Below are 12,208 nucleotides of genomic sequence, written 5' to 3'. Positions count from 1 at the left end.
ACTTCGCCTAAACAGGGACATTCCCGTGATAAACAAAACACTATTACCTTTGTTTACATCGCTCATGCTGATGGGTTGCCAGGCACAAACTTCCGTTCTACCCAAAAGCCAGAAACTGTCAGCCGATAAAGTCGCTGAAATAGCAGCAACCATCGAGCGAACTTACCCAAAGCTGTCCACTGAGATTCGCGGTCAACTGTTGAATACCGTGGTGAAGTCTCTGGACAATATGGTGTTTGTCGAAGGTGGTGAATTTCAGATGGGGGATTTCGGTTGGCCATATGACGATGATCCTAAAAACCTTTGTGACTGGCCTTGCGGCGTTGACCCCGAACGCATGGGTAATATAAGCATGCATGGCGATGATGATTTTGTTCATCCCGTCAAGCTGAGCAGTTACTCCTTCTCCAAATACCAGACAACCTTGGGCGATTTTGATCTGTTCTTGATTGCGCAAGGTCTACCCTTGTTTGATCTTGAAAATCGCAAAAGAGAAGATCTGAAGGAACTCATTTATGCACCAAACCTACCTGCAGCGCTCCAAAGCTGGCAAGAAGCCAAGGACTATTGCGGCTGGCTGGGCATGTTAAGTGGTTACCCCGTGGATCTGCCTACCGAGGCCCAGTGGGAATATGCCGCCCGTAACCGGGGTCAATACGTTATGTTCGCCACAGACAACGGCAGTTTGGGCTATGGACGGAATTTTCCGGTCTCAGGTAAAGGTAAACGCCTTACCTTTCCGGTCGATAGTTTGGTTCCCAACCCGTTGGGAATTTACAACCTCGCAGGTAATGCCACTGACTGGGTCAATGACTGGTACGACAAAGATTATTACCGCGTTTCCCCGTTGCTAAACCCTACCGGGCCTGAGAAAGGCACACTAAAGGTCCTTAGGGGCTCTGGGTACGGTGAAGACCCGCTGCTCAGTGCCAGCACCGTAAGACGCTGGGGTGAAGAGCCTGTGAAAAAAAGACATATTCCTGGTTTTAGTTTCCGCTGTGCCATTCAATCCGTTCGGCCGCTATAGTGTGACGGCCAATGAGGGCGCCTACAGCGCACCCTCATTGGCCTTACAGCTTAAGCCAAACCTTCAAATCGTCCGCTCCGCTGGGCGGCAACCAATATTTTCTCCTTACGCCAGGCATTGCTGGGAGTCCAGGCCATCCGAGCAGCGTTATCATAGGTCTGGTCCATGGACAGGTTATCAATAAAGCGGTTGAACTCGTTTTGTTCATACCCATCAAGTAGAGCGTTGATACGCTCCAGACTGCTCATGGCATTGACCTTTGTCGCATCGCGCGAACAATGTTCCAGCACTTTGATGAATTGTCGCCAGCGAAGCACCTCCGATAGAAGAATGACCAAGGCCTGCTCCTGCTTTTCATTGAAACTACCAATTCCTTTGGCGATAACGCCTTCGGTAAGAAGGTAGACCATTGGGCCAATGGTTTCCGGTGGCAATATACTCAAAGGAACCTTCTGGCCGCGAACCAGCATGGTTTTATCTGTCTTATGCGCAATTAAGTAATCTGCGAGTGCGTCAGCTTCAAATCTCGTGGCTTTTCTCTCCCTCCACCATAACGTCATCTCAGAATGTTTATCCTCAAACGCTTTACGTGTCATTTTGATGGGAGAAGTTGCTACCCTGTAAAGCCCTGAAGCCATATAACTGAAAGCCTCCTCTGTCACCCCAATAAGATACCTGTAATCCATATCTGCCAACGCATTACAAAACAGCAATGCTAACTTGCCGACTTGATCCAGTTCCACCACGGTGCCAAACCCGCCTCCGGCACCGGGTCCAAAAACCAGTGAACCCTTGCAATTAAACGCCAACCGATCATTCGAGATACTGATACCAAATTCACCAGCGATGCCCGCCCCCACCGCAATATTCCCTTCCCCCTTCACCTCGGCCAATTTGACCCAATTGCCTCTCGCCGGATCTCTAATCGATTTGCCCCCTTCGTCAGGTTCAATCCATTCAAAAAACCCACTCAAGGCACCTCCGGTCTGAGCACCGGCAAAGGCATCGCATTTGACACCGACGTAACCACTGCGCCCGACCTCCATGGTCGGAGGCCCTAACAGCGCGGTAGCGCCTGCCGGTGTTTCGCTCGGTTTGTACTGGATGTTGACCCCCGTTTCGACCTGTGACTTGGCGCCGACAAAACACGACAGTTCCAACTTGCCGCCCAGGCGAAACACGCCCATCGGGTGAAGGACTTCTTCGCCCAACGCATTGCGGTAGGCCATGGTGGCAACGTAGCCACCTTTATCAGGGAAATACCTGTCGAACGACACAGACCCTTCTCCCAGCGAGAACGCGGCGCTGCCTTTGACGCCGACATCAATATTGCCTTCCTCGGGCTCCCAGCTATTGACGCCAGCGCTCGCACTGGCAGCAAATCTCAGGGCGTGGGCCTCCGCAGAGACGGCATAGGGCATGGCACCGCTCTGATCGGTCGTCCATGCCACCTCTTTGTGCAAGGCGTTGAGCAAGTTGTCGGTCTGGCTGTTCCACAGTCCGATCTTGAGTTCAAGGTTGCCCAGCGGCCCTGCCTTGCGGCCATCGCTGATGGCTTCTTTGATGTCTTTTATCAAGTCTTTGGCCAACTGCTTGTTGAACGGTTTTCCTGCCATGACACGGGTCGACACTCGAACATGCCATGCGGTGATCAGCCGATAAGGGATGTAGTAACGCCGGGCAGGATCGCCAAACACACTGATTTCCAGGACGAGTATCCCCGTTCTGCTCTGTATGCCACCTTCACGCCTGCTGCTGCGCCCCCTGCCATGCTTCAAGTCAGGGGCAGCGTCGTTCGCATTCGTCTCGCTGTCTGAGCTGGCGGCGGTGAAGGAATTGAACGCGCCTGAAGCCGGTACGGCCGTTGGCTGCGTTGCCCGTTGGGCAAGCAGTTTGCTGATCTGCTGGTCGAGCGCCTGGATTTTTTTCGCCCGCAATGTCTCCCAGTTGCTTTCAACCCGCGTATGCAAGGCCCTGGTTGGCCAATAGTTCTGATACCAGTCACGGGCCTTCTGTAACGTCGCCAGTTCGCCTTCCAGATCGTTCTCGGAGGTCAGCGGTGCGGCGTTGTTTGCCTGAGGGACGGGCTCACGCATCAGCAAACCGGCCAATTGTGCCTTGGCGCTCCACACGTCTTTCACGCAGCGCGTGCAGGTGCATTCGGCACTCGGTGCCTGCGGCTTTTTACACTGCGTCACGGGCAGGCTGTTCGCCAGGTTCTGATGCAGTTCATCCATCAGGGCCTGAACCTTGGTGGTTTCTTGTTTCAACGCTTTGCACTGTGTTTCAGTCAGTACATAAAAGTAAGGATCCCCTGTGATGTGCACCACTTCCACCAGCTCTTCATCGCACTCGGTTTGCCCCATGAGTGCGATGCAGGTGGCGCTCTCGTCATGCACGGGTGGCGGCAGTGACGGTTGAGAAGGCGTATCCGGGAGCCTCAACGCCCACCCTTCCCTGAGAAAGTCCGGGTCCGCAATAAACGGGTTAAGGGCTTGCAGGTCTGCCATCTTGACCCCGAGCTGCTGGGCAATCTCGCTCAATGTATCGCCGTATTTAACGATGTACGTCGTGCTCATCTGTGGTTGTCCTTGTATATCAGAGGCGCTCTAGCGCATTGAGTTTGTCGCCAAGGCTCAGGTCTTCACGCGCCAGTAATTCGCTAAAAGGGACGCGACTCCAGAAGCCATCACCCTGACGCAGAGCCAGCCTCAACCAACGCTCCAGGTCGGCCAGTTGCAGGTAGCCGGCATGTCGGGCGCCGTGCAGTTGCCGATACACGAACGTCTCTGGCTCAGGCATCGTGAGTACGGTCTGATAATCGCGGGCCAATCGAACGGCGAACAGGTGCAGCCGGCGCTGTTGCATCAGGCGCTGACGCTCAGCGCTCAGGTGCAGCCAGCCAGGTGGGAGCCTGTGAACTTCGGCCTCAGGCTGGGGAAGGGACAGGTGACGCCAGCCCAGCTCGTTGCGCCAGGCGATATCGGTGAGCGGCCCCATAAACTGCGCACGCTCAACGTCGTTGAGGCTTCGCAGCAACGGTTCCAACCAGCGCGGATCATAAAAACGCATCAGCCGGGCCGGGGTGTCTTCGCTGCTGACGGTCAACAGACTGCGCCAGTGCTCTACCGCCAGATCGACCTGTTGTTCATGCTTCAGATAGAACACACACCCGGCATCGACCCGCGCCAGTAACGCACTGGCATAGGCCAACAATGCCCCGTTCAGCGCGCACAGCACGGCGAACGGCCCGGCGGATTGCAGGCCGACATAGGGCGTTGTGTCAAACAACGGCACACAGCGCTCCAGGCCATGGCCCATGCGCTGTTCGAGCTGTTCTGGCAGGGCCGGGTCGAAACTGGCATCCAGAATCACGCACACCATTCCCGGCGCCACAGTCGCCTGAAAAGGCGAGGCAATCGAAGTGATCATGCTGTCTGCCCCTGTTGGTGGATGGGGCAGTTGCCCGATGCGTCGAGCGCACAGCCCGGTAAAGGCAACAGCGCGCCCGCGAAGGCTTGCAGTTGGTAAAAGGCCAGGTCCGGCAGCGCCAGTGCCGAAGGTACCGACACGCCTTCAAGCATCCCTGGCAGCACCGGTGCCGCAGCAGTCCCGCTCACAGGTGTGCCGCCGAGCTGAATGTCGGTGCTGCTGAAAATCCCTCCCGGACCAATCACGAGGTGTTGCCCCCCACCTTTCAACGTGATGCTGGCCCCTGCATCCAGAATCAGGTGGGCCCCGGCCTTGAGGTGGACTTGTTGACCGGCCTCAATCACGACCGTTTGCCCGACACGGGTATGGCTGCTGCTCGCGACCTGTAAATAATCGTTGGCCTTGAGCTGGACCTTGCGGTCGGCCGTGACCGTGCGCTGCTCTTGCGCTTCGAGCACGGCAACGCTATTGCCCTTGATGGTTTCGCGGCGCTCGTTGCCAACCTCCAGTCGGCTGTCGTTCTCGACCCGCTGCTCCATGTCGCGCTGTGCGCGAACATAAATCAGCTCCTGGCCGCTTCGATCTTCAATCGACAGCTCGTTGAAGCCGCCACTGGCCGGCGAGCTGGCACTGCGCAACACGGTTTTAGTGTTATGCGCAGGCAACGGGTAAGGCACACGGGTGACCTTGTTGGGTACGCAGCCGGTAATCAGGGGGTTGTCGGGGTTGCCTTCCAGGTAGGTCACGACCACTTCCATGCCGACCCGCGGGACGGTCACCGCGCCGTATCCTTGCCCTGCCCAGCTCGACGACACCCGGAGCCAGCAACTGCTCTTGTCGTTTCCCCGTTCGGCACGGTCCCAATGGAACTCCACCTTGACGCGCCCATACTCGTCGCAAAATATTTCTTCGCCAGCAGGCCCGGTGACACGGGCGGTCTGGCTCGCCACGACCGTTGGACGCTTCACCAGTGCAGGTCGGTAAAACACATCCCACGGAATCGCGCTAAAGGTATTGCAGTAGCCTTGGGTGAACGCATCGTCCGACGTCACGTCGCTGTTCATCGCCTCTTCCAGCACTTGTGGCTGTTTGCCAACGTGATGAACCTTCAGCAATAACCACAAATCGTTGTAACGCTTGCGGGGATGGTCGCTCAGGTTGAAAAAGTGACCGCTACGCAAGGTGGGCTGGTCACTCTGCCCCTGCGCCAGTGTGTAATCGGCACGATGGCGTTCCAACGCGTGCCGGGCGATCTGTCGCCCCTGCTGCTCATTGTCCAGAGGTGCGGGCGAGCTGTAGTCCTCCAGCGCAGGGGTGAACTCGGCCGTGAAGTGGCTCTGCAGCAATGCACTGGGCCGTTTGAAGTCGTAACTTCGGCGTGTGACGGTGGTAGTGCGGGAGCTCAAACGCAGGGAAAAGTGGCTGACAACCGGAGAGTCGGCCACCTGCCCGCTGTTTTGCTGGTAGGGAGTCGTCCCGAGTGTTGGAAAAAAAGTCTGGTCTTCGGTGAACACCAACAGGTGGTCCTGCGCACTGTGTTGGTGATGCCAGGAAATCCCGTCTTCACTGCACAATCGCTGGATGAAATCGAAATCGCTTTCACCGTATTGCGTGCAATAGTCGCGTTCAGGGCTTTTGCTCACATGAAATGTATAAGCATGGGCTTGAATGCCATTCCCTTTGAGCACCTGTTCGATAATCTGCGGCACCGTAAGGTGCTGGAAGATGCGTTGGTTAAAGCTGTACTGCAAGTAATACAGTGCAGGCACCAGCGTCAGGGAGTAACGCGTCAATCGCTTACCGGATTCACCCACTCGCACCTCTTCAATACGGCCATGAATACCCTCACCTTTGAGGCCGAACTGAAGAAATGCAGGCTGGCTGAGCAAACGCTCCACATCAAAATCAGAGCGCTCACTGACCAACTCCACCTGGATCGCATACAACACACTGATCGCTTCAAGTCCATCAAAGGCAAGCACCTTGAAGTCATTGGGAACATAGGGGATCAACAACGTGAAATGCGCAGTGTTGGCGGGCGCGAACATATGTTTTTCCTTACGTTTGGACGTGGATGTCATGCAACACCCCGGCCACTCAGTGACCGGGGTATTTCATTCATCGGCCAGCGTTAACCAGCGACTGGCGTACGCCAGTCATCGGAACCGGAAGTACCCGATACTTCATGGGTCCAGGTGATTTTTCGGTAAGTGAATTCCACGTCTTCCAAGTGCGTGAAGTGCGAGTTCGACGGGTCCTGGCAGTTGTGCATGTAGTCCTTGATGTCGACGATGATGGCGTCTTCAAGTTTGGTGGTGAAGTAATGCTCTTGCGTGCCCGCAGCGGAAGTGCGGTACCACTGGATCGTGATCTCGGTCAGACGCTCACCCGAGGTCAGCGCGGCCAGCAGCAGCGGCGACGACTTGTCGAACACCTTGGTGATCTTCACCGGCTTGTGAACGCGCTGGCCGGTCGGTTGGCCCGATTGCGGGTCGCGAGGGATGATCACTTCGTGGTTGAAGCCCTGAACCATGACCTGGTCTTCATGACCTTCCTGGTAGGTGTTGCCGACTGAATCCGCGGTGAATGCACCGGCAGTGATAAGACCTTGTTTAGTGCCCGTCACGGACATATACGCTGGAGTAGCCATTGATACTTTCCTTGTTTAAAAAAATGAATGCCGACAGGCAAAATCGCTTGCCGGGCAACAAGTAGGCAATCAATCTTCATGCCAACTTTTTCCTAACTTATAAATATCAATCAGTTAGCTAAATCACTTAATAAATACAAGGGCAATAAGAATAAAAAACAGCCACAAAGTGCGCAACTTCTTGCGCAGTGCTGTGCAAGAAGTTGCGCACTTGTCAGCACGCTCTTTAAATCGAGAGATACAGCGATGTATCCACAGGTTTATTCACATTTCATTGCGCAAGAAGTTGCGCAGTCGACCAAAAACCACGATCTGAAACAGGGGCGTTTATCAGCGCCCCATTACTTTTATAAAGTTGTTTAAATCCGTCTCGGGGCCACACAATTAATGCGCCTGTTAGTTGATGCAAAGCGTAGGAAAAATCACATAGACATATAAGATCATTGTGACGACCTAAAACAATCAACCGCACTTTTTGTTAGCCGTCACGGCACGTGCAGGGAACCCATGTTCCAAGAGCTGCCTGTGCAGGGGCGTAGGGATATTGGAACAAGGCACCAAAGTGCGATGACCGGGCAGATTCGCACGTTGCTGATGTCAGCGGTGGCCCAATAAACCCCGGTTCAAGGGCGGGCCGTTCCCGCGTCGGTGGCACGCAAGCCTGCCACCGACGCGGTACGGGTCAGTCCGAACCGTACTTGGGCGAGCGTGGCCCGTAGAGGATGCCGGTGCGCTGGCCGGCCGAGAGCAAGCGGGCACTGGCTACTCCGGCAATCGGATGCGCTGCATCGGTGGAGCTGTTGATGACCTGCTTGACCGCCGCGGTGATCAACATGCCCACAATCCCGCCCGCGTTGCTGTTGCCCTCCTCGCTGGAAGCGCGTGCCACACCGGTCCACAGGGTGGTGCCCGTTTTCAGATCCACCAGCTTGGCTGTGGCTGTCACAGCTGTATCACTGGAGATCAGCATGTACTGCGTGCCGTATTCGGTGATGGTGATGTACAAACCGGCGTCCGCGCCAAAGATTTGCTGCAACTTGGCCGGAGCCACAGCCTGAATATCATTGGCAGTGGTCAGGCCGTTCTGGCGGAAGGTTTCATCCACCAGCGCAATGGGCAACACGTAGTAACCGGCTTCGGCCAGCGGGTAAGTCACTTGGGACACCAGGCTGTACGAGGCCTGGACTTCCGGCGACTCATTGATGGGCGGCAGCACCAGAATGCTTTTCGGACGGCTTTGCTTGAACGCGGCGTAGTCGATGGTCTTGGGCGCGGCGCACCCACCGAGCAAGGCCAAGCTCAGAAACGCCGCCGACAGCGCCATAAAACGCGGCATCATTTGGCATCTCCGGCTTTAGCGTTCTTCAATAAAAAGTCCATGTAAGGCCCCGACTCCGGGAACAGGGCTTTCTCGGTGCGAAACTGCTGAACCATCTGATCATCCTTGCCCATCGACAGGTAAAGCATGCCCAAATGGGCGTGGTACCCCGGTGGCGCGGAACGGCCGCTGGCATTGATCTTTTGCAGATCGCGCTCCAGTGCCTCGATTTGCGCCTCCTTGGGCTCACCTTTGAAATACTCGTACACCTGCGGCTGATAGCTCTCCCACTGATAGAGAGGCTTGGGGGCCGGTTGACACCCGGCCAGTAGCCCGAGTCCTGCCAGCACCAGCGACAACTTGACTGCCTTGCTCATCCTTGTACTGCTCCTTGAGTGCCGTGATCAGTGGTTGCGCGGATTCCAGGCACCGGCATTGATGCCGTCTACCAGGTGATTGATCGCTTCGCGCATCGCCAGATCCAGCACCTTGCCATTGAGCGTCGAGTCGTAGCTGGCAGTGCCACCAAACCCGATGATTTCGCGGTTGGACAGTGCGTATTCACCCGCACCTTGCGTGGAATACACGACTTCCGAGGTGTTGATGTTGACGATGTTCAGGTTGACCTTGGCGTAGGCCACCTGTGTTTTGCCGCGGCCCAACAGACCGAACAGTTGACGGTCACCCGTCTCTTTACGGCCGAATTCGGTGACGTCACCGGTGACCACGTAATCAGCGCCTTTGAGTTTTTGCGCCTGGCCCTTGATCGCCGCTTCCTGGGAGATTTCGCCCATGTTGTCGCGGTCCAGCACGCTGAAGCGGTTGGTCTGTTGCAAATGGGTGATCAGGATGGTCTTGGCCTGGCCGCCCAAACGATCAACCCCATCGGAAAAGATGCCGCGCATGTAGCTGGAACGGTTATCGAACTTGCCAACAGCAATGGGGACACGTACGCCTTGATAGGCCACGTTAGCGCTGGCCACTTTTTCAATCGGTAGTGCGCGCGAGCTTTCCGTGGCGCAACCGGCCAATGCGAAGAAACCCACCACGACGGTGCTGGCCAACAAGGTTTTAACGACTGTTTTCACTGAATACTCCTTTAAGGAAAACGGGGTGTTACATGCAATCGAACGCTTCATGGGCATGCCGCGCGCGCCTGTGCTACACAGCAGGCACAGGCCCGTGCAACGCTCAAAGCGTGTTGTCGGGAATGTGAGCGTGTGAAGAAAGACGGCGCTCTGCACACCTGCCCTGTGTCAGGGCTTACGCGCAGAAAGGTCGCGGAAGATACCAAAACCACCTGACCGGTACAACGAATGCCGCCGCCCTGCCCGGCGCAGCAATCTGTCAAACCTCATTTAACCCGCCGGACTTCCCTGGAAGGTCTGTAGCCAAAAAAGGCGCTGTAGCATTTGCTGAAATGGCTGGGTGACACAAAGCCGCATGCCACCAGGACTTCCACTTGTGACAGCTCGGTGTGCTGCAGCAGACGCCGTGCCTCTGTGAGGCGCAACTCCAGGTAATAACGCTGCGGGGTGGTGCCCAATTGCTCCTTGAACAGGCGCTCCAACTGGCGGCGCGACCTGGCGGCGTAGGTCGCCAACTGCTCAAGGGCCAGCGGCTCTTCCAGGTTGGCATCCATCAACGTGATCACTTCACGCAAAGGTGCGCTGACGCAGATGTTTTCGGCCGGTTTGATACGCCGGTAGCGCGACGCTTCAAACGCCAGAATGTCCTCGATGCCTTCGACCAGCGCCTTGTCGTGCAGTGCTTTAATCCACTCCAGCGCCATCTGAAACGCCCCCGCAGGGCTTGAGGCAGTCAACCGGTCGCGATCAATGACAAAAGGCTCGCTGGTGACCTGTGCCGAGCGGGCCATCTCCGCCAACGCGGGTCGATGCTCGGGGTGGATGGCGCAGCGATAGCCTTGCAGCAAGCCGGCGCTGCCCAGAAACCAGGCCCCGTTCCACAGTCCCGCCAGGGTCATGCCGGTCTGGCCGGCGGCACGCAGCAATTCAACCAGTTGTTCACTGGCCTTCAGTTCGGTTCTGTAGCCCCCGCACACAAACAGTATGTCCAGGCCATCAAGGCAGCCCTTTTCAAACACCGCATCCGGACGAATTACCAGCCCCAGATCGCTCAGCACTTGTGCGTCGTCCAAACCGAAGGTGCGCGAGGAAAACAACCCGGCGCGCAGCAAGTTGGCGGTCACCAGCGCATCCAGGGCCTGGGTAAAGGCGGGCAGCGAAAAGTGCTCCAGCAACAAGAAACCGGCGCGAACCGGGGTATCTGTGGAGCCCGCAGAGGCGTGCAGATTGTTTTTTTTCATGCCACCGCTGAACTGACGTCTTTGCATCAAGCAGGCTCGATCGTGGGGGGGAGCTGGCTTATATACCCCACTGCGCGTGTCGATGCCATGGGCTACCCCCCCCTTCCCCTTCAACGCGCTGTGGGTTTAGGTGAAGACCGTGAAAAACCCTTGACCACCACGTACAGCAGCGGCCCGGCGGACACGAATAGCGCCGTGAGCAAAAAGTACGGCCACAGGGACGCCATCGATTGACCCCGGGTACGTGCATCCCGGTACATCCACACACAGGCAAGGCCAGCCATCACGTACAAGTCGATGACGACCTGGGCGGTGTCAGGGCTGGACATCAGTTGCAGGCCAAACTCCAGCAGGGACTGGTCTGCATGCCACAGGGTAAATGCCGTGTACAGCGTGAACAGCACCAGCACGATCAAGGCGAAACAAGGTTTTTTCATGATGTCGGTCCGTGAGGCGTCAGAGGGTGTCTACCGGTCTGACGTTAGTGATAACGTCTGCCCTTGAGCAATGACCTCTGAGGTCATGGACGCCCCCCGTTTGCCCTGCCAGAGTGCCTGCATGAGCCAGCATCCGTTTCCTCGATCAACCTGCGAACAGGCAGGCACCCAACTGCGCCAGCTGCGCAAACAGGCGCGCCTGAGTCAAATGGAACTGGCCCTGATCACCGGGATGTCTCAACGTCATCTGAGTTGCATTGAAACGGGACGCGCCCGACCCGGCCCCGCCACGTTGCACCATCTACTGATGGCCTTGCAGGTGCCTCTGGAACGCTGCAACGCTTTATTTTTAGCGGCCGGTTATGCGCCGCGCTATGAAGCGACGCCCCTGGCATCCCCTTCGATGACGGCCATTCGGGAAGCAATCAGCCATGTGCTGCAGGCCAACAACCCTGCGCCGGCAATCGTATTGGGCAGCCAATGGGACGTACTGGCCGCCAATACCAGTACCTTCGTGTTGTTTGGCCTGGCGGGACTGGACCCTGGCGCGGCGCAGGGGTTGAACCTGCTCAGCACGCTCTTGCAACCCGGCGGCCTGGGTGATTGCCTGGCTAACGCCGAAGAGATCCGGCACGTGGCCTGGCAAAGGGCCGCGCGCGAAGCGTTGGAGAATCCGGCGCTGGCGCGCTTACTGGCGCAATGGCCTGCACCGCCCGCTGCTCAGCCGTTGAACAGTGAACCGCCGCCCTTGATCATGACGCGGGTTAACTCACACCGGGGGCTGCTGAACTTCATGTCCACGTTTACAACCTTTGGCATGCCCCTGGATATCACGGTGACTTCACTGCGGATCGAACACCTGATACCGGCCGATGCCCATACCTGGAGCGTCATGTCCGAAGCCTATGCCGAGGCTGGCAGCACCTTCAGCCCCACCCCGGTTTTTTGGGACCAACCCCTGGATGCCCACCCTGTTTGAGTGGGAACCGTTGGCCAGCCAGCCGCACATTCGGGG

At 56.9% G+C, this 12,208-nt stretch carries 11 protein-coding genes; 2 read left to right on the top strand and 9 right to left on the bottom strand.

Annotated elements, in window-relative coordinates; genetic code table 11:
- Window positions 1-25 precede the first annotated feature (25 nt).
- On the top strand, window positions 26-1,027 hold the full coding sequence (locus IF654_RS11290) for a formylglycine-generating enzyme family protein (RefSeq protein ID WP_230683790.1): 1,002 nt from the start codon (window positions 26-28) through the stop codon (window positions 1,025-1,027).
- 50 nt (window positions 1,028-1,077) lie between these two features.
- Here IF654_RS11290 and IF654_RS11285 read toward each other — a convergent pair whose 3' ends face one another.
- The 9 genes from IF654_RS11285 to IF654_RS11245 form a co-directional block, all read right to left on the bottom strand.
- Window positions 1,078-3,606, bottom strand: a complete 2,529-nt coding sequence (locus IF654_RS11285; RefSeq protein ID WP_194862468.1) for a LysM peptidoglycan-binding domain-containing protein — start codon at window positions 3,604-3,606, stop codon at window positions 1,078-1,080.
- 19 nt (window positions 3,607-3,625) lie between these two features.
- Entirely contained in the window at window positions 3,626-4,459 is an 834-nt protein-coding gene (locus tag IF654_RS11280) for a DUF4123 domain-containing protein (protein WP_047274725.1), read from the bottom strand.
- Window positions 4,456-6,507: a type VI secretion system Vgr family protein gene (locus IF654_RS11275; RefSeq protein ID WP_194862469.1), complete on the bottom strand. Its 2,052-nt coding sequence runs from the start codon at window positions 6,505-6,507 to the stop codon at window positions 4,456-4,458. Before IF654_RS11275 ends, IF654_RS11280 begins: the two co-directional genes overlap by 4 nt.
- An 83-nt stretch (window positions 6,508-6,590) precedes the next feature.
- Window positions 6,591-7,109, bottom strand: coding sequence for an Hcp family type VI secretion system effector (locus IF654_RS11270; RefSeq protein WP_047274726.1), 519 nt, complete (start codon window positions 7,107-7,109; stop codon window positions 6,591-6,593).
- A gap of 682 nt (window positions 7,110-7,791) precedes the next feature.
- A complete protein-coding gene (locus IF654_RS11265; RefSeq protein ID WP_047274727.1) occupies window positions 7,792-8,448 on the bottom strand; it encodes a DUF799 domain-containing protein in 657 nt (218 codons plus the stop codon).
- Entirely contained in the window at window positions 8,445-8,804 is a 360-nt protein-coding gene (locus tag IF654_RS11260) for a DUF4810 domain-containing protein (RefSeq protein ID WP_047274728.1), read from the bottom strand. Before IF654_RS11260 ends, IF654_RS11265 begins: the two co-directional genes overlap by 4 nt.
- A gap of 27 nt (window positions 8,805-8,831) precedes the next feature.
- Window positions 8,832-9,515: a CsgG/HfaB family protein gene (locus IF654_RS11255; protein WP_047274729.1), complete on the bottom strand. Its 684-nt coding sequence runs from the start codon at window positions 9,513-9,515 to the stop codon at window positions 8,832-8,834.
- Between the two features lie 266 nt (window positions 9,516-9,781).
- Window positions 9,782-10,783 (bottom strand): GlxA family transcriptional regulator, encoded by a 1,002-nt coding sequence (locus IF654_RS11250; protein WP_047276979.1) that lies wholly within the window; start codon window positions 10,781-10,783, stop codon window positions 9,782-9,784.
- A gap of 83 nt (window positions 10,784-10,866) precedes the next feature.
- The gene (locus IF654_RS11245; RefSeq protein ID WP_047274731.1) at window positions 10,867-11,193 is read right to left on the bottom strand and encodes a DUF2834 domain-containing protein; all 327 of its coding nucleotides are present in this window, start codon (window positions 11,191-11,193) and stop codon (window positions 10,867-10,869) included.
- Between the two features lie 121 nt (window positions 11,194-11,314).
- Between IF654_RS11245 and IF654_RS11240 the strand changes: the two genes are divergently transcribed.
- Complete coding sequence (locus tag IF654_RS11240) at window positions 11,315-12,172, top strand: helix-turn-helix domain-containing protein (protein ID WP_230683789.1); 858 nt, start codon at window positions 11,315-11,317, stop codon at window positions 12,170-12,172.
- Window positions 12,173-12,208: the final 36 nt, after the last annotated feature.

Source organism: Pseudomonas lundensis, assembly GCF_015377145.2.
GTDB classification, from domain to species: domain Bacteria; phylum Pseudomonadota; class Gammaproteobacteria; order Pseudomonadales; family Pseudomonadaceae; genus Aquipseudomonas; species Aquipseudomonas lundensis.
This window is presented reverse-complemented; position numbering and strand designations above follow the sequence as displayed.